Annotated in this window: 18 protein-coding genes; 7 read left to right on the forward strand and 11 right to left on the reverse strand. The window is 61.0% G+C overall.

The genetic code is table 11. The annotated features are described in order from the left end of the window. Positions 1-49: 49 nt before the first annotated feature. Positions 50-1,534 carry an IMP dehydrogenase gene (gene guaB / locus PH558_RS30725; RefSeq protein WP_095434019.1) on the reverse strand — a complete coding sequence of 495 codons (1,485 nt, stop codon included), beginning with the start codon at positions 1,532-1,534 and terminating at the stop codon, positions 50-52. Positions 1,535-1,928: 394 nt separating this feature from the next. On the opposite strand from guaB, the gene PH558_RS30730 reads away from it, so the two are divergent. From PH558_RS30730 to PH558_RS30740, 3 genes are all read left to right on the forward strand, one after another. Continuing rightward, on the forward strand, positions 1,929-2,300 hold the full coding sequence (locus PH558_RS30730; RefSeq protein WP_095434018.1) for an NIPSNAP family protein: 372 nt from the start codon (positions 1,929-1,931) through the stop codon (positions 2,298-2,300). 15 nt (positions 2,301-2,315) lie between these two features. Further along, positions 2,316-2,987 (forward strand): glycerol-3-phosphate 1-O-acyltransferase PlsY, encoded by a 672-nt coding sequence (gene plsY / locus PH558_RS30735; protein WP_285208145.1) that lies wholly within the window; start codon positions 2,316-2,318, stop codon positions 2,985-2,987. Between the two features lie 98 nt (positions 2,988-3,085). Then, positions 3,086-3,973: an alpha/beta fold hydrolase gene (locus PH558_RS30740; protein ID WP_285208146.1), complete on the forward strand. Its 888-nt coding sequence runs from the start codon at positions 3,086-3,088 to the stop codon at positions 3,971-3,973. Between the two features lie 62 nt (positions 3,974-4,035). Here PH558_RS30740 and PH558_RS30745 read toward each other — a convergent pair whose 3' ends face one another. Beyond that, entirely contained in the window at positions 4,036-4,908 is an 873-nt protein-coding gene (locus PH558_RS30745; protein ID WP_095434016.1) for an MBL fold metallo-hydrolase, read from the reverse strand. 346 nt (positions 4,909-5,254) lie between these two features. On the opposite strand from PH558_RS30745, the gene PH558_RS30750 reads away from it, so the two are divergent. After that, positions 5,255-6,685 carry a DHA2 family efflux MFS transporter permease subunit gene (locus PH558_RS30750; protein ID WP_285208147.1) on the forward strand — a complete coding sequence of 477 codons (1,431 nt, stop codon included), beginning with the start codon at positions 5,255-5,257 and terminating at the stop codon, positions 6,683-6,685. A gap of 80 nt (positions 6,686-6,765) precedes the next feature. Here the strand turns inward: PH558_RS30750 and PH558_RS30755 are convergent, their stop codons facing one another. From PH558_RS30755 to PH558_RS30775, 5 genes are all read right to left on the reverse strand, one after another. Beyond that, positions 6,766-7,503 carry an RlmE family RNA methyltransferase gene (locus PH558_RS30755; protein ID WP_095434014.1) on the reverse strand — a complete coding sequence of 246 codons (738 nt, stop codon included), beginning with the start codon at positions 7,501-7,503 and terminating at the stop codon, positions 6,766-6,768. After that, entirely contained in the window at positions 7,500-9,077 is a 1,578-nt protein-coding gene (locus tag PH558_RS30760; RefSeq protein ID WP_095434013.1) for a Ppx/GppA phosphatase family protein, read from the reverse strand. Before PH558_RS30760 ends, PH558_RS30755 begins: the two co-directional genes overlap by 4 nt. 145 nt (positions 9,078-9,222) lie before the next feature. After that, a complete protein-coding gene (locus tag PH558_RS30765; RefSeq protein WP_285208148.1) occupies positions 9,223-10,026 on the reverse strand; it encodes an anti-sigma factor family protein in 804 nt (267 codons plus the stop codon). Continuing rightward, positions 10,019-10,663 carry an RNA polymerase sigma factor gene (locus tag PH558_RS30770; protein WP_285208149.1) on the reverse strand — a complete coding sequence of 215 codons (645 nt, stop codon included), beginning with the start codon at positions 10,661-10,663 and terminating at the stop codon, positions 10,019-10,021. Before PH558_RS30770 ends, PH558_RS30765 begins: the two co-directional genes overlap by 8 nt. 62 nt (positions 10,664-10,725) lie before the next feature. Continuing rightward, positions 10,726-11,268, reverse strand: a complete 543-nt coding sequence (locus tag PH558_RS30775; RefSeq protein ID WP_095434012.1) for a tetratricopeptide repeat protein — start codon at positions 11,266-11,268, stop codon at positions 10,726-10,728. A gap of 197 nt (positions 11,269-11,465) precedes the next feature. On the opposite strand from PH558_RS30775, the gene PH558_RS30780 reads away from it, so the two are divergent. From PH558_RS30780 to PH558_RS30790, 3 genes are all read left to right on the forward strand, one after another. Further along, positions 11,466-12,518 carry a type III polyketide synthase gene (locus PH558_RS30780; RefSeq protein ID WP_285208150.1) on the forward strand — a complete coding sequence of 351 codons (1,053 nt, stop codon included), beginning with the start codon at positions 11,466-11,468 and terminating at the stop codon, positions 12,516-12,518. After that, positions 12,518-13,015, forward strand: a complete 498-nt coding sequence (locus PH558_RS30785) for an isoprenylcysteine carboxyl methyltransferase family protein (protein WP_285208151.1) — start codon at positions 12,518-12,520, stop codon at positions 13,013-13,015. Before PH558_RS30780 ends, PH558_RS30785 begins: the two co-directional genes overlap by 1 nt. Positions 13,016-13,134: 119 nt before the next feature. Next, the gene (locus PH558_RS30790) at positions 13,135-14,382 is read left to right on the forward strand and encodes an NAD(P)/FAD-dependent oxidoreductase (protein ID WP_285208152.1); all 1,248 of its coding nucleotides are present in this window, start codon (positions 13,135-13,137) and stop codon (positions 14,380-14,382) included. Here PH558_RS30790 and PH558_RS30795 read toward each other — a convergent pair. The 4 genes from PH558_RS30795 to PH558_RS30810 form a co-directional block, all read right to left on the reverse strand. Continuing rightward, a complete protein-coding gene (locus tag PH558_RS30795; protein ID WP_285208153.1) occupies positions 14,379-14,906 on the reverse strand; it encodes a gluconokinase in 528 nt (175 codons plus the stop codon). The two genes, PH558_RS30790 and PH558_RS30795, sit on opposite strands and share 4 nt — an antisense overlap. Before the next feature lie 176 nt (positions 14,907-15,082). Beyond that, positions 15,083-16,036 carry a peptide ABC transporter ATP-binding protein gene (locus PH558_RS30800; protein ID WP_095434007.1) on the reverse strand — a complete coding sequence of 318 codons (954 nt, stop codon included), beginning with the start codon at positions 16,034-16,036 and terminating at the stop codon, positions 15,083-15,085. Next, positions 16,033-17,049, reverse strand: a complete 1,017-nt coding sequence (locus PH558_RS30805; protein WP_285208154.1) for an ABC transporter ATP-binding protein — start codon at positions 17,047-17,049, stop codon at positions 16,033-16,035. The genes PH558_RS30800 and PH558_RS30805 overlap by 4 nt, the downstream gene beginning before the upstream one ends. After that, entirely contained in the window at positions 17,049-17,942 is an 894-nt protein-coding gene (locus PH558_RS30810; protein ID WP_285208155.1) for an ABC transporter permease subunit, read from the reverse strand. Before PH558_RS30810 ends, PH558_RS30805 begins: the two co-directional genes overlap by 1 nt.

Consider the following 17,942-nt stretch of genomic DNA (forward strand, 5'->3'; position numbering starts at 1 on the left):
AATTATGCAGTAAGGACCTGGCGTTATCCCGAGCGCGATCCGCCATCGATCAGCCGCCGGCGCCCGGATAGTTCGGGCTTTCGCGGGTGATCGTGACGTCATGGGCATGGCTTTCGCGCAGGCCCGCGCCGGAGATGCGGACGAAAGTGGCGCGCTCCTGGAAATCCTTGAGATCGGCACCGCCGACATAGCCCATGGCCGCCTTGAGGCCGCCTGCGAGCTGATGCAGCACGCCGGAGACGGGTCCCTTATAGGGAACTTGGCCTTCGATGCCTTCCGGCACGAGCTTCAGCGTGTCGCGGACCTCCGCCTGGAAGTAACGGTCTGCCGAGCCGCGCGCCATGGCGCCGACGGAACCCATGCCGCGATAGGCCTTGAAGGAGCGGCCTTGGTAGAGATAGACCTCGCCCGGGCTTTCATCCGTGCCAGCGAGCAGCGAGCCGATCATCGCGGCGGATGCGCCGGCAGCAATCGCCTTTGCCAGGTCGCCGGAGAACTTGATGCCGCCATCGGCGATGACGGGGATGTTCTGATCCTGCGCGGCCTGCACAGCCGACATGATGGCGGCAAGCTGCGGCACGCCGACGCCGGCGACGATACGGGTCGTGCAGATGGAGCCGGGGCCGATACCGACCTTGACGGCATCCGCGCCGGCATCGATCAGCGCGCGTGTGCCGTCATAGGTGGCGACGTTGCCGGCCATGATGCGGACGGAGTTGGAAAGCTTCTTGACGCGGGTAACGGCATCGAGAACGCGCTGCGAATGACCATGGGCGGTATCGACGACCAGAAGGTCGACGCCGGCATCGATCAGGCGCTCGGCCCGCTCATAGCCATCGTCGCCGACGCTGATGGCGGCGGCGGCGCGCAGACGGCCCTGGGCATCCTTCGAAGCGTTCGGGTTCAGCTGCGACTTCTCGATGTCCTTGACGGTGATCAAACCGACCAGACGGCTGTCAGCGTCAACGACAAGCAACTTTTCGATGCGGTGCTTGTGCAGCAGGCGCTTGGCTTCCTGCTGCTGGACGCTTTCGGCGACGGTGACCAGATTTTCGCGGGTCATCAGCTCGTAGATCTTCTGGGAGGGGTCGGAAGCGAAGCGCACGTCGCGGTTGGTGAGGATGCCGACGAGGCGGTGCGATTTTTCGACGACCGGGATGCCGGAAATGCCGTGGGCCTTCATCAGCGCTAGCGCTTCGGCAAGCGTCGCATCCGGGCCGATGGTGACCGGATTGATCACCATGCCGCTTTCGAACTTCTTGACCTGACGGACCTCTTCGGCCTGCTGCACCGGCGTCAGATTGCGGTGGATAACACCCATGCCGCCGGCCTGAGCCATGGCGATCGCCAGACGGCTTTCCGTGACCGTATCCATGGCGGCGGAAAGGATCGGCAGGTTGAGCTCGATGTCCTGGGCGATGCGGGTGGCGATATTCGTCTGGCCCGGCATGACCTCGGAGTGTCCGGGCTGCAGGAGCACGTCGTCGAATGTCAGAGCATCCAACCCGGTTGACGTTTCAATAATGCGTGCCATGGCCAATTCCTTCGTCTGTGAAAAACAGGAAAGCCCGGAACGAATCGTCTACCGGGCGATCTTGCAAGTGTTGCTTGGAAGTTGGCGAGGGCTGGTAACACGTTCATGACAGGAAGGGAATAGCAAAAAGCGCGGGGCAGATATGCCAAGCCTTGGTTTCAGCGCGGGATTTGGCTGCAATGTGCAGAGATTTTTACGCTAGATGTTGGCGTGGCCATCGACAAAGGTCTCGATGAAGCAGATCCGGTTATCCGGCTCCACGTCATCGTCAAGCGCTTCCGAAAAGGGGCAACGGCGGGCAGCCTATTCCGGAAAATTGCGCCATGACATAAGGTATCACAGTGGGCCGGACGCAGGAGTTCTTGGGCCTGCTTGTTAAAGAAATGGTCTTTCAATGCTCCAAAGCCCGGTTACGTGCGAAGTTCGCTACCGCATCGATCACCATAGAATTTCGGAATTCGAAGCCTACGGTCGGATTTGGATCGAACTCATCGAACGCCATGGCGGAACGCATCACGGCTACTTCATACCCAGAGACAAGCCGGCAGAGGCCGGAGTGAGCTTTCCGGGCATAGGTGAAGAAGGCCCCGGCGACATAGCGGTCGCGTTATTCACATTTCCAGATGAAACAACCTACCTGCAATACCGCGAGCGTGTTGCAGCCGATCCGGATGGAATTGCCGCAAACGAACGCTTCGGTAGGAATCCGCCATTCATCAGCTACGAGCGAACTTTCTTGCGGCCGGTGCTACGGGCAAAGACTTAGACAGAGATGACACTCATGACTTTCTGGATAGCAAGTGTCGCGGGATTAGCGATCGCCTATCTCTTCGGCTCCATACCCACGGGCTATCTGGCGGGGAGACTGCTCAAGGGCGTTGATATTCGGGAACTCGGCTCCAAATCGACTGGCGCAACGAACGTATTGCGGACCCTTGGGAAATGGCCGTCTTTGGCGGTGCTCCTGATCGATGTGCTGAAAGGAGCCACAGCGATCGTCTTTGCCCGTCGGTTCTATCCTTGGCTCCAAACATTGCCGTCCGTATCGCCACCGACTGCGCTTGATCAGCAAAACTTCGTTTTGTGGGCAGTTTGCTTCGCGGGACTCGCGGTCTTGCTGGGGCATAGCCGCCCGATCTGGCTGAATTTTAAGGGCGGCAAATCCGTCGCAACGGGACTTGGCCTGCTGCTGGCGATAGCCTGGCCGGTGGGATTAGGTGCGGTGACCGTTTTTGGCGTTGCGCTGGCTATTTTTCGGATCGTTTCTCTGGGATCAATCCTGGCAGCCCTGACTGCGATTGCCCTTGTCTGCGGCCTAGAGCAGCCATTGCCCTATCGGCTGCTGGTGATTGCCGGCAGCCTTTACGTGATCGTGCGCCATCGTATGAACATTCAGCGACTGATGGCGGGAACGGAACCTCGTATCGGGCGAAGTGCCGTGGTCCGGAACTGAAATCGCGGAGCTTCGCGAATTTCGATTGTGACCTAGAGCCGGCTTTGTCATGCTCAAAAGCTTCTCGAATACACATTTGGCCGGGAGAGGAATGGCACATGAAGACAGTCACAGCCGGCGTTCTGGAAATTGCCTATCGGGAAAGCGGACCGCTCGACGGCCAGCCGGTGATCCTCTTGCACGGCTTTCCATACGACATTCATGCTTATGACCAGGTGGCGGAGCAACTCGCTGCAGATGGATGGCATTGTTTCGTGCCGTTCTTGCGTGGATTCGGCTCGACGCGATTCCTTTCCGACGAAACCTTCCGGTCAGGAGAGCAAGCTGCTCTCGGTTCAGACCTTCTGGCTTTCATGGATGCGCTTGGTATCTCTTCGGCGACACTTGGCGGCTATGACTGGGGTGGCCGCGCGGCATGCATCGTCGCTGCACTCTGGCCAGAGCGCGTTCGCGGGCTGGTAAGCTGCGGGACGGGATACAACATCCAGAACATCGCCGCCGCCGGCCAACCCGCATCCGCCGAAGAGGAGTATCGCTATTGGTATCAATATTACTTCCATTCGGAGCGTGGCCGAAGAGGACTGACCGAGAAACGCCAAGAGCTTTGCCGTTTCATCTGGAAGCTATGGTCTCCCACATGGAGTTTCGATGACGCAACTTACGAACAAAGCTTTGCGGCATTCGAAAATCCGGATTTCGTCGATATCGTCATCCATTCCTATCGACATCGGTTCGGCGGCACTCCCGGAGATCCAGAGCTGCAGTCCATAGAGGCAGAACTAGCCAGGCAACCGGATATCATTGTGCCTACTTATGTTCTGCAGGGGGCTGATGATGGTGTCGATCCACCCGAAGCGATCGACCATGCCGCGCGACATTTCAAAGCTCCATTTTATCAGCGCCGCATCATTCCAGGAGTTGGGCACAATTTTCCACAGGAGGCGCCTACGGTGTTCGCAGACGCCATCCGTTCTATTGTGCGGTAGATAGGCGGTCCTTTTTACGACCGCTTTTGAGTCATACTTCTCTGATCGGAGAAAAAGGATCATCAAACGTCGAACTGGTAGCTTTTCGGAATGTAGCGAAAACCTTCCGGCTGTTTTTCGACGAAGCCAACGGCGGGGAAAGGCATGTGGAAGCCGAGGAAGGGGATGCGGTCGGCGGCGATCATGTCGAAGATGCGGCGGCGGGTCTTGGCCGCCTGCGCCTTGTCCGCATCGAAGCGGACTTCCCAATCCGGGCGGCCGAGCGATAGGACATAATGGTTGGCGGTGTCACCGGTCATGACGAGCTGCCTGCTACTGGATTCCAGGTGGAAGACGAGATGGCCGGGCGTGTGGCCGGGCGCCAGCATGGCGGTCATGCCGCTGACGATCTGGTCGCCATCCCTAAGGAAGGTCATCTTTTCGGCGAAGGGCACTACATTGGCCAGGACGGCCTTATGGCCGCCTTCCGCCGGTGTTCCCTCACGCGCCGTATCGGTCCAGAACCCGTATTCGATCTCGCCGGCGACGTAGCGAGCATTCGGAAAGGCCGGACCATCTTCCTCCATCAATCCATTGATATGATCGCCATGCAGATGTGTGAGAGCGACGACCGTGACCTGCTCAGGCGTGTAGCCGACCGCCTTCAGCCCCTCGCGAAAACGGCCCAGGCCACGCGCGCGTCCCGTCGCACCAAAGCCGGTATCGACGACGATCACGTCGGAACCGGTATCGATGATGGCGGGCGCATAGCTGTTGACGAATTTTTCCGTCGGCAGGAAATTCTGCTCCAGCAGTTTGCGAACGGTGTCCGGCGTCTGGTTCGAACCGAAAATCTCCCAGGGGTTGTCCATGATGTTGGCGCCGTCCTTGACGACGGTGACGGTGCAGGATCCCAACTTGAACTGATGCGTATCCGGGGGCAGGACGACAGTCATGATTTCACTCCTTCTGCTGATGCACAGCGTAAGCCGCGCCTATCGTCGTCGTCGGCAGCAACAGTTCGGGAAAGTCGTTCTGTCCGGCCAAAATTTGGTCATGACAAGACAATCCAATTCCGCTAATACACCGGCGACGTTTTATGCGCTTAGCATTTCCATGCTCTTAGCATATGTCAAACCCTGCTTTCCACGCCCCGCGGTGTCGGACATCACGAAGACGTGATCCCCTGTCGTCCATGGAGCGAAATCCAGGATTGGCAGCGACCGCGCATAGGGCTACAGAGCGGCTGATCGCGCCCTGAGCGACGGCCTTACCGTACACAGACCATCAAGGCAGATGCCCATGAATCGCATCGTTCCATTGATCCTCGCCGTAGCCCTTTTCATGGAACACATGGATTCCACCGTCATCGCGACGGCGCTGCCGGCTATCGCCAATGATCTGCATGTCGGTCCGATCACGCTCAAGCTGGCGCTGACCTCCTACATGGTGTCGCTGGCCGTCTTCATCCCGATCAGCGGCTGGATGGCGGATCGCTTCGGCGCGAAGAACATCTTCCGTGTCGCCATCTGCGTCTTTGTCATCGGTTCCATCATGTGCGCCTTTTCGGGCGGCCTTCTGGAGTTCGTCTTTGCCCGCTTCCTGCAGGGTGTCGGCGGCTCGATGATGACGCCGGTCGGGCGGCTCGTGCTGGTTCGCACCACGCAGAAAAGCGATCTCGTTTCGGCGATGGCGCTGCTTTCGATTCCCGCGCTCGTAGGCCCGCTTGCCGGCCCCCCGCTCGGCGGCTTCATCACTACTTACGCTTCCTGGCACTGGATCTTCCTGATCAACGTGCCCGTCGGCATCCTCGGCGTGATCTTGGCTTCAATCTTCCTGCCTGAGGTGGAAGCGACCAAGCCGCCGAAGCTCGATGTCATTGGTTTCCTGCTGACATCTTTCGCCGCATCCGGCATAGTCTTCGGCATGTCCGTCATCAGCCTGCCGGCCCTGCCGCCCTATATCGGCATCTCGGCCGTCGTCATCGGCTTCGTCTGCGGCTTCCTCTATATCGGCCATGCGCGCCGTCACCCGGCCCCAATCCTCGATCTCACGCTGCTGAAGAACGCCACCTTCCGCGCTTCGGTGACGGGCGGCACGCTTTTCCGCATCTGCATCGGCGCCATGCCGTTCTTGACGCCGCTGATGCTGCAGCTCGGCTTCGGCCTCAACCCATTCCAGTCCGGCCTCATCACCTTTGCCGGCGCCATCGGCGCGATCTCGACAAAGTTCATCGCCCGCCGGGTCTTTACCGCCGTCGGCTTCAAGACAGCGCTGCTTTCGGCCGCGGCCATCACCACCCTGACGACGATCTGCACGGGCTTCTTCCAGCCCTGGACGCCGCACCTCATCATTGTCGGCATCCTGCTGATCGGCGGCTTCTCGCGCTCCTTCTTCTTCACCGGCATCAATGCGCTCGCCTTCGCCGATATCAACGACAAGCAGGCAAGCCAGGCGACGTCGATGAGCTCGGTCATGCAGCAGATCAGCCTGGCGCTCGGTGTTGCCGTCGCCGCCATGATCCTGGAAACCTCGACCTTTTTCAGCGGGACGGAACTGCAGGTCCGCGATTTCCATATTGCCTTCTTCTGCATCTCGGTGCTGACCGTGCTTGCGACCATCCCCTTCATCCGGATGGATCGCAGTGCCGGCGCTATGGTCTCTGGCCACAAGGCCGGTCTCAAGCGCGTCGACGCCCTTCAGCCGCAGGTGCAGCAGCCGGCCGCAAAATGATGATCGAGCCCTCATTGCGCTTCAGCCAAGCCGAAGTGCAATGAGGGTTTCGTCAGTTTATCGATCGAGGATAGTCGGATTTAGCGATCAGCGACGGATTGTTCTTCTTCCGTCTCTCTTTCCGGTTTGCGACCTTTGAAGCCCTTTGCCAGCAGGAACATTTCTACCGACTCGGCTCTGGATGCGCCGGGCTTTACATGGATGACCTGGCGGAAATTCTGCTTGAGGAAGGTCAAGAGGTCGCGCTCAGTGCCGCCCTGGAAGGTCTTGGCAAGGAAATGCCCGCCTTCGGCCAGCACCTCGACGGCGAAATGCGCAGCCACTTCGCACAGATGCATGGTTCGCAGGTGGTCGGTGCGGTGATGACCCGTCGTCGGCGCCGCCATATCGGATATCACGAGATCCGGTGTGCCGCCGACGGCATCGATCAGCCGCTGCGGCGCTGCCGGATCGAGGAAATCGAGCTGCAGGATGCTGACGCCGGGGATCGGCGCCATTTCGAGGAAGTCGATGGCGGCGACGCGGATATCCTCTTCGGTCGATGCGGTCACCTTGGCGGCGATCTGCGACCAGCTACCCGGAGCGGCACCCAGATCGATGATGCGGCGCGCACCCTTGAGGATCTGATGTTTCTCGTCGATCTCCAGCAGCTTGAAGGCGGCGCGGGCGCGATAGCCTTCAAGCTGTGCACGCTGCACATAGGGATCGTTGATATGGCGTTGCAGCCATTGGCGCGACGAAGCCTTCAGCTTCTTTTTCTTGACGCGCTGACCGAGTTTGCGGCCCGTGCGGTTGCCGGCGATGGTTGGCTTGGTCACGTCTGCGGCCCCTTCATATCCCTCGGTCGATGACCCCGGCGCGAGCGACCCCGCCGCCACACGCCGTCGTCTGCCATCATGTCGGTCAGCAGTCCCTCGCGCAGGCCGCGATCGGCAACGCGCATGCGCGGGCTCGGCCAGCGGCGGCGGATCGCCTCCAGAATGGCGCAGCCCGCCAGCACCAGATCGGCGCGATCCGGCCCAATGCAGGGATTAGCGGCACGACCGGCGAAATCCCATGACAGGAGCTTGGCCTGCATCGCACTCACTTCGTCATCCGACAGCCAGACGCCATCGACCCGACGCCGATCGTAGCGCGGCAGATCGAGATGGACGCCGGCGAGCGTCGTTACCGTGCCCGAAGTCCCGATCAAGTGGAAGTCGCCGCTGTCACGTGCGGCACCATGAACCGGCGGGCAATCGAAACGCTCGAGCATGCGCTGAACCTCGCACACCATCGTCTCGAACAGCTCCGGCGTTACATCGCGCCCGCCATGCCGCTCCGAGAGGGTGACGACACCGACGGGGAGCGAAGTCCAGTGGGTAATGTGGTTGGCAAGCCGGCTGGAGCGATTCTCGCCGATGCGGATGACGGCAATTTCAGAAGAGCCGCCGCCGATATCGAACAGCACGACCGAGCGCGCCTCCGGCCCCACAAGCGACGAGCAACCGGAAACAGCAAGCCGCGCCTCGGTTTCGCGGTCGATGATTTCGAGCTGCAATCCGGTCTCTTCGGTCACGCGCGCAAGGAATGCCTCGCCGTTGTCAGCGGCACGGCAAGCCTCGGTCGCGATCAGCCGCATGCGCCGGATCTCGCGGGTCTTCAGCTTGGCCGCGCAGATGCGTAGCGCCTCGACCGCGCGATCCATGGCATCGCTGGAGAGGCGGCCACTGGCGCCAAGCCCTTCGCCAAGACGCACGATGCGGGAAAATGCGTCAACCACCCGGAACTGACCCGGACGCGTCGGCTGCGCGATCAGCAGGCGGCAATTGTTGGTGCCGAGATCGAGAGCGGCATAGAGATCGAGCGGACGGGAATCAGCCTCGGCATAATGATGCTGCCCCTGGCCCTCACGTCGCGGCTGAGGCTGCCGGTTCTGACGATGATCGTCATGGGTCGGAGCGTGGACATTCACCTGCGTATTCGCTGGAGCGACGATCTGCGCCGTCTTCTCATGCGCGAGAGGCCGACCCTGCAGGCCGCGCTTGCTGCGATGCTTGCGCCGATTCTTGCCGCTCTTATGCGAGGAGGGATGGCCATGTTCAGGCAAAGCGCGATGCTCCGCCTGTGATGAAAACTGCTGTGTTGACGAAGAAGGCTGCGCGCCACCCTGGGCTGCGCCGCGTGCACGGCGGCGGCGCTTGCGCTTTCTGGCCGGCGAGCCGGCCTCATCCTCTGCTGGGCGCTGCGCCACCTGGCTGGACTTACCTGCCTGGCTAGCCTCCGCAGAATGAGCGTTCGGGCGGCCATGACCGCGCTTACGCTTCGCGCGCCGGGAGGATTTACCCTTCCTGCGCTCTGCTGCCGGCGCCCCGTCTGCCTGCGGCGCTAGGCCGCTTTCGGGGTCACTCACGTATCTTTTCCACCGCACCGCGCAAGGCCTTGGGGGCATGCTGCTGGCGCTCGTTCGATTTTCGTTAGGCAAAGAATACCAGCAGGATGGGTTTTCGCCAAATTCTTTTTGAATCACGCCATTTTAGTCGCGCCGGAAACAGCCCTCAGGCGATGAGGTTCGCCCTGACATCAGCCGCAAGTTGCTGCATCCGGTCTATCGGCGCATGACCGATCAGCATGAAGGCGTGTGTGACGCTCGACCAATAGACGACATTCATGCCGCGACGATTTTCCATGTCCGGCGCGGCCATACCCCTGGTGGACTGAACGATGCAGAGCGCCATCGGGCCGCTTTCCGGGTCGAGATAGGCGATCTGGGCGAGTGGCTTGCTGTCATAGTTCAGGATCTGAGCACGCTTGAACTCTATGCCCGGCATGGCAATCGCCTCGGGCGCCAGCGGCAGATTCAACTTGGCACCGACCTCATTCAACTGTGCGACCTGCTGCGCATGGTCTCCGGCCGGAGCACTCAGTGTATCCGCTGTATAGAGCGAAAGATATTCCGCCACGACGACACGCCATTCGGCATCCTCGTCCGGCTTCGAAAGCTTACGGCCGATGCCGATCACCGCGCGGTCGATGGCGATGGCGGCTACGAAACTCGCGGCCATTGCGGCCAAGAAACTACGGCGGCCAATGCCAGCGGCGCGGACCTTGCTTTCCTTTGACGAGGGAATGGCGGCAAGCATGGCATCCAGCTTCGCAGCCGGCGCCTCGGCGAGCATCGGCTGAAACGCCTCAGAAAAGGGCAGCGTGCTGCGCGACAGAAAATCGAAACGCTCCGCCACATGCTCGTCGCTAGCGATTAGCCCCTCGATCCTATCGCGGTCGGTAGCATCCAGCTCGCCATCGATGAAGGCGGTGAGCTGTTCGTCCGTAACCATCTGTCCTTTGTTCAATTCACTCATTTCCATTCCCCAGTCGCCCACCTCCGGACGCTTTTCCGTCGGCCATCGCCCCCATACCATCCGCAAGTTTCGTCCGCGCTGCCGCCAATCGGCTCATGACGGTGCCGATCGGCACATCAAGAATTTCGGCCACTTCACGATAGGAAAGCCCCTCGACATAGGCCAGGAACACGGCTGTGCGCTGTGCTTCCGGCAATGCCTGCACGCGCTCCAAGACCTGGCCGGCGAGAACACGCGTTTCGGTTTCCTGTGCGCCGTCAAATACGAGCGTCTCGTCGGCTTCGACGAAGCCCTGCCCCATGCGCACGCGGCGCGAACGGACCTCGTTCAGCCAGATCGAATGAAGGATGGCAAACAGCCAGCGGTCCAGCCTCGTGCCGGCGGTAAACTGCGCCGCCCGCTCCAAAGCTCTGACGCAGGTCGCCTGCACCAGATCATCCGCCACGTCGCGTTGGCGCGACAGCACCACGCCATAGCGCCACAACCGCGTCAGGTGCCGCGACAGGCCTGCCCTGATATCCTCTTCGCTCGCTATTGCATCCTCCGCGGCATTCGCAGGTCCGGAAACCGCCGACCTTTTCGGCGGCTCCGTTGCTGTCAGACTATAAGCAGAAATAGCACCACGAGCGACCGGCATCACTCCCATATCTCTCGCAAAGCTCCCTACTTGCCATCTTTATCACTGACACGGACCCGCAATCACAGGCTGGACGGATTCATGATCGCGGCGTGGAGATCGCGATATTCCTCGCAGCTCGTATTGCCGCAGAGCGTCTTGATCGTGTTCAGCTGATCCTTGGCGAGGTCCATCTGGCCCTTGATGACGTAGGCTTCGCCGAGATATTCACGAACCAGCGTGTACTTCGGATCCATGGCGACAGACTTCCGGTAATAGGAAATGCCTTCGTCCGTGCGACCGAGCTTGCGGGTAACATAGCCGCGATAGTTCAGCGCTTCTGCCGTATTCGGGTTCTTCATCGTGTCGAGAACGGCTAGGGCTTCCTCGTAGCGATGATCCTTCTTGGCGAGCGAATAGGCGTAGTCGGCGCGGTTTTCGTCGGTGACATTGGCGCTCTGCTGCTTGACGCACTTCTTCGCCTTCTGATCGTAGATCTCGCCCTTCTTGCAGGTCGGCGTCGTGCTGGAATCGTCGCCGGCGGCGAAGACGGGAACGGCGAAAGCGCCGAAGGTCAGGCTTGCGCCGAGGGCGATGGAAGCCAGGCGAAATGCTTTGGTCGTCATGGGATGTCTCCTTGGCAAAATGAACGTTGCGAGGGGAGAACACACCGTCTGCATATTTTATTCGAACGACCCGAGAATTTTTTCGACGCATCCTATGTCGAGACGCCGTCACTCTTTCGTGACCGCTCCGGCATCGAATAGACCACCTCTATCGCGTGTTTCAGCCGACATGCCCCTCAAGGGCACAGGAGAAACTCGTGACCGATACCGTCAAACTTCTAAGCCTTGCCGTCGCAACGCCCGACAACATCATCCTCCAGACCGACGCTGCCGAGACGGCGGGCCGTCTGTTCTCGAACCGTTTTCAGGATTTCAAATATCTCGCGCGCGTGTTCGAGAGCACCGGCATTCGCAGGCGCCATGTGGCGCGCCCCCTCTTCTGGTTCGAAGAGCCGCATGGCTGGCAGGATCGCATGGCTGCCTATACTGAGGTGGCCTCCGAGCTTTTCCGCCGTTCTGCAACAGCAGCGCTACAGCGGGCCGGTCTCGAGGCCGGAGAGGTCGGCTGCATCGTCACGGCTTCGTCCACAGGGCTTGCGACGCCGAGCCTCGAGGCACGGCTTGCGGGCGAGATGGGCTTTCGTCCGGATATCGAGCGCGTGCCGATCTTTGGGCTCGGCTGTGCTGCCGGCGTATCCGGCCTTGCCGTTGCGGCGAAAATGGCAAGAAGCCGGCCAGGCGCCGTCGTACTCTTCGTCGCGATCGAACTCTGCTCGCTTGCCTTTCGGCTGGACGAGCTGACACGGCCCAACATTATAGCCACCGCGCTGTTCGGCGATGGAGCCGCGGCCTGCGCGCTCCGCGCTGGCGAAAGCGGCATTGCGGAAATCGAATCGACCGGCGAACATCTTTTCCCTGACAGCCTCGGCATCATGGGCTGGAAGATCGACAATACCGGTTTTGGCATCATCCTCGAACAATCGCTGCCGGTCTTCGCCGAAACGCATCTGAGGCGCGCGGTTGCCGGCATTCTGGAGCGATCCAGGCTTTTGATCTCCGATGTCGACCGCTTCATCTGCCATCCCGGCGGCGCCAAGGTGCTGTCGGCCCTCGAGAAGTCGCTCGGTCTTGAAGAAGGTTCGCTCGATATCGAGCGCGAGGTGATCGGCGACTATGGCAACATGTCCTCTCCCACCGTACTGTTCGTGCTGGAGCGGGTGATTGCGGCCGGCTTGCCGGAGCGTTCCGCCCTACTCGCCATGGGGCCGGGATTTTCGGCAAGCTGCATGACGCTGAAGAGGGTTGCGTGATGCTGTGGCCATCGATCGCACTTCTGACCTTCGTGACGCTGCAGCGGCTGGCGGAGCTCATCTATGCCAGGCACAATACCACAGCGCTCCTTGCCCGCGGCGCTCGGGAACATGCGCCGGAGCATTATCCCTTCATGGTGGCGATGCACGCGGCCTGGCTGATCGGATTGTGGTTCTTAGCCATCGGCCGGCCGGTCGATCCCGTCTGGTTCGTGCTGTTCATGGTGCTGCAGGCAATGCGCCTCTGGGTGCTGACGACACTCAAGGATCGTTGGACGACGCGCATCATCGTATTGCCCGGCGCCGCTCTCGTGACCAAAGGTCCCTATCGCTTCCTCAGCCATCCCAACTATGCCGTTGTCGTCGGCGAGATCGCCGTCTTGTCGCTCGCTTTTGGCATGCCGCTTTATGCCGCGATCTTTTCGCTGCTCAACGGCATCATTCTTGCGATCCGCATCCGCGCCGAAAACGCCTGCCTCCAACAGAGTACGACCTGACCCGCATTTTTCAATTGCACCGCAGAAATTTGCCAGGCATTTTCGATGCTTAGAGCGCGGTCCAGGCTATGCGGAACGACCGGGCGGCAATGCAATAAGCATGCGGATAGCAGGGTGAGATGACAAAGGACGCAATCGTTCTCGGCGCAGGCATCGTCGGTGTTTCGACGGCAATCCATCTGCAGCGGCGGGGACGGCAAGTCGTCCTCGTCGATCGGCAGCCACCGGGCCGTGGGACCTCGTTCGGCAATGCCGGCCTCATCCAGCGCGAGGGCGTGGTGCCCTATGGCTTTCCTCAGCAATTCGGCCTGCTGCTGCGCTATGCCTTCAACAACCGCATCGACGCACATTACCATCTGCGCGCCCTGCCGGCGCAGATCGCCTTTCTTGCCCGCTATTGGTGGAACTCCAATACCAAGCGCCATGAGATGATTTCGCGTGCCTATGCGCCGCTGATCGAACATTCCGTCAGCGAGCACAATGACCTCATCGAAGCCTCGCACGCCGAGGAGCTCATTCGCAAGAACGGCTGGATGGAGCTGTTCCGCTCGAACGAGAAGCGGGATGCCGAGTTTGCCGAGGCGGAGCGCCTCAACCGCGAATTCGGCATCGGCTATGACGCGCTGAGCAGCGCAGATATCGCAAGTGCCGAGCCGCATCTGAGAGGCAGCTTTGCTGGAGCACTTCGCTGGCGCGATCCCTGGTCGGTGCTGGACCCGCACGGATTGACGGCGGCCTATCGGCGATATTTCGAAAGCATTGGCGGCCGTGTGACGACCGGGGATGCCGTCTCGCTCGGCATGGCAGGTTCGGCGTGGAGAATGGTGACGGCGGAGGGATCGATCGAGGCGGAGGATGTCGTCGTCGCACTCGGCCCGTGGGCTGATATCGTCACGAAACGCTTCGGCTACGCTTTCCCGCTCGGCGTCAAGCGCGGCTACCACATGCATTACGCCGCCGAGGGCAATGCCGTTCTCAACAACTGGATGCTGGATGCCGAGCGCGGCTATCTGCTGGCGCCGATGAGCCGTGGCATTCGTCTGACGACCGGCGCCGAATTCGCCCTGCGCGATGCACCGAAGACGCCGGTGCAGCTCGATCGCGCAGAGGCCATCGCCCGCGCCGCCTTCCCGCTCGGCGAACGGCTCGATCCGGAACCCTGGATGGGTGCGCGGCCCTGCACGCCTGACATGATGCCGATTATCGGCAAGGCGCCGCGCCACAACGGCCTATGGTTCGCCTTCGGCCATGCCCATCATGGATTGACGCTCGGCCCGGTGACCGGCCGCGTGCTTGCAGAGCTCATCACCGGCGAGACGCCGTTCATCGATATTTCGGCTTATGCTCCTAGCAGGTTTGCGCCCTAAAGAATTGCTTTCAAGCTTCTGACAGAAGCATCGACGATCTCCTTGATCGTGGCATCGATATCGACGGTGACGACGCCAGGCTCACCGGTCGGTACTTCCAGCGTCTGCAATTGGCTTTCGAGCAGCGAAGTCGGCATGAAATGCCCCTTGCGCTCGCCCATGCGCTTCGTCAGCAGCTCCTTCGAGCCTTCGAGATAGATGAAATAGAGATGGCCACCGGCAGATGCCCGCAGGCGTTCGCGATAGACGCGCTTCAGCGCCGAGCAGGTAACGACAACGCCCTCGTCTTTCTCGATGCTTGCCGCAATTTCCTGACCGATCTTTTCGAGCCAGGGCCAACGATCCTCGTCGGTCAGGGGGATGCCCTTGCTCATCTTCTCGACGTTAGCGGCCGGATGCAGCGCGTCGCCTTCAATGAAATGGATGCCAAGCTGAGCAGCCACGCCCTCGCCGATCGAAGATTTGCCGCTGCCGCTGACGCCCATGACGATGATGGCGAGGGGTGCCTTGGATTGTTCATTCATGCTGTTTTCTGCCTTGGATCATGGCCGATAAGGATAGTCAGGCCGGTTACGCCGTTGACTCATCTCAGTGTCTGGCCCCTCACCCCAGCCCTCTCCCCGCATGCGGGGAAGGGCTGGGGTGAGGGGCTAGGCAGAAAGGCGCGGCAAAGCGGCATCTGCCCGATTCACAACTTGGATCAATCCAGCGGAAAGAAACAGGAAAATTTATGCGTACCTTCGCCCGCCAGTTCCGGTTCGACCTGACGGCACTTGTCCTGAGCGCGCCAGCAACGCGGGTTGAAGTGGCATCCTTTCGGCGGGTTGAGCGGCGACGGCAGCTCGCCCTGCAGGCGGATGCGATTCTTCTCGCGCTCCGGATCGGCTATCGGCGTCGCCGACAGGAGGGCGGCCGTATAGGGATGGCGCGGCCTGTTGAAGACTTCCTCCGCCGTGCCGGTTTCGACTGGGCGGCCGAGATACATAACCATCACGTCATCGGCGATATGGCGCACGACGGAAAGACCATGCGAGATGAAGAGATAGGCAAGCCCCATCTCTTTCTGCAGGTCCATCAAAAGGTTCAGCACCTGTGCCTGGATCGACAAATCGAGCGCGGAGACCGGCTCGTCAAGCACCAGCACCTTCGGCCTCAGCATCAGGGCACGTGCAATGGCGATACGCTGGCGCTGGCCGCCGGAGAACATATGCGGATAGCGATCATAATGCTCCGGGCGCAGGCCCACACGCGCCATCATCTCCTCCGCCTTGCGGCGGCGAGTGGCAGCGTCGTCGTCAGTGTTGATCTTCAGCGGTTCCTCCAGGATGGAGCCGACCTTCTGGCGCGGATTGAGCGAGCCATAGGGGTTCTGGAACACGATCTGCACGGCACTGCGCAGGCTGCGGTCGCCGAGCCTGGCGGGCTTGCCGTCGATCAGCAGCTCGCCAGCCGTCGGATTTTCGATCATCGTCACCAGGCGGGCAAGCGTCGACTTGCCGCAGCCGGATTCGCCCACAACGGCGAGCGTGCGGCCCGACTGCAGGCTGAAGCTGACGCCGTTCAGCGCCTTGACCGTCGCTTCCGGTTTGAAGGTGCCGCGCTTGACGGTGTAGAATCGGGCGAGATCGCGCCCTTCGAGAACAGCGCCGGTCATGCGGCACCTCCTGCTTTTTGCGTGACGGCAATGCCGGGATGTCCGAGCGGCTTGCCATGTTCCAGCGGATAGTTGCAAAGGGTCAGGCCGAGCTCGCTACCCTGGCGCTTGACGCCCTTGTCGCATTCCGGCGTTGCGAAGGAGCAACGGGGCGCAAAGAGACAGCCTCTGGGACGATCATGCTGACCGGGAACGACGCCAGCAATCGACGGCAGGCGCTCGCCGATTTCGGCACGCTCAGGCAGAGCCGAAAGAAGGGCTGCCGTATAGGGATGATGCGGATCGCGGAACAGCGCCTTGACCGGCTGCTCCTCGACCTTTTGGCCGGCATATTGCACCTGCACGCGCTCCGCCGTTTCGGCAACGACGCCCATGTCATGGGTGATGAGCACGAGCGCCATGCCCTGCTCCCGCTGCAGGCGCACGAGCAGATCGAGGATCTGCGCCTGGATCGTCACGTCGAGCGCGGTGGTCGGCTCGTCGGCGATCAGCAACTTCGGATTGCAGGCGAGCGCCATGGCGATCATGACGCGCTGGCTCATGCCGCCGGACATCTGATGCGGGAAGTTCGACAGCCGATCCTCGGGCGCGGGAATGCCGACCAGATTCAGAAGCTCGATCGAGCGTTCGCGACGCGCCTTGCGGTCAAGCCCCATATGGATGCGCAAGGTCTCGCCGAGCTGGAAGCCGACTGTGAAGCACGGATTAAGGCTCGACATCGGCTCCTGGAAGATCATCGCCATATCCTTGCCGATAATCTTGCGGCGCTGACGCGAGGAGATGCCGCGCAGATCCTTGCCATCGAACATCATGCGATCGGCGGTGATCTTCGCCGTCCAAGGCAGAAGACCCATCATGGCAAGCATGGATACGGATTTTCCGGAACCGGATTCGCCGACGATCGACAGGATTTCACCCTTGTCGCATTTCAGCGAGACGCCATCGACCGCCCGGAACAGGCCGGACGAGGTCTGGAATTCAACGGATAGGTTTTCGATATCGAGGAGTGCCATTACGACCTCTTCAGCTTCGGGTCGAAGGCATCGCGCAGGCCGTCGCCCATCAGATTGATGGCGAGAACCGTGATCAGGATGCAGAGACCGGGGAAAGTAACGAGCCAAGGGTTGCTCTGGAAGAATTCACGCGAATCCGCCAGCATCGTGCCCCATTCCGGCGTCGGCGGCTGGGCGCCCTGGCCGAGGAAGCCGAGGGCAGCGGCATCAAGAATGGCGGATGAGAATGCCAGTGTCGCCTGAACGATCAGCGGGCCGAGACAGTTCGGCAGGATCGTCTTGAACATCAGCCGCAGCGGACCGGCGCCGGCAACACGCGAGGCGATGACATATTCCTTGTCGCGCTCGGCCATGACCGAAGCGCGGGTCAGACGAACGAAATGCGGCTGGTTGACGATGGAGATCGCGATCATCGCATTGGTCAGGCCCGGTCCGAGGATAGCCACCAGCACCAGGGCGAGCAGCAGGGAGGGGACCGCGAGGATGATGTCCATGATACGCATGATAATCGTATCGGTGCGGCCGCGAACATAACCGGCCACGAGGCCGATCAGGATGCCGGCCAGCGCCGAAAGCGAGGCAACCACCAGGCCGATGAACAGCGAGAACCGCGTGCCGTAGATGAGGCGCGACAGAAGATCGCGGCCGTTGGCATCGGTGCCGAGCAGGAAGCTGGTGTTACCGCCTTCTGCCCAAGCCGGCGGCAGTCGCTGCATGTCGCTGCCATAGGCAACATCGGGATTATGAGGTGCCACGACGCTGGCGAAGATCGCCAGCAGCAGGACGAAGATGAAGATCGCGAGGCCGATGACGGCGCCCTTGTTGCGAGAAAAATAGTACCAGAACTCCGCGAGAACGGAAGGACGATCGGTCTTGACGCTTACCGTGCTCAT

This window comes from Rhizobium pantanalense, from assembly GCF_030182525.1.
GTDB lineage: Bacteria > Pseudomonadota > Alphaproteobacteria > Rhizobiales > Rhizobiaceae > Rhizobium.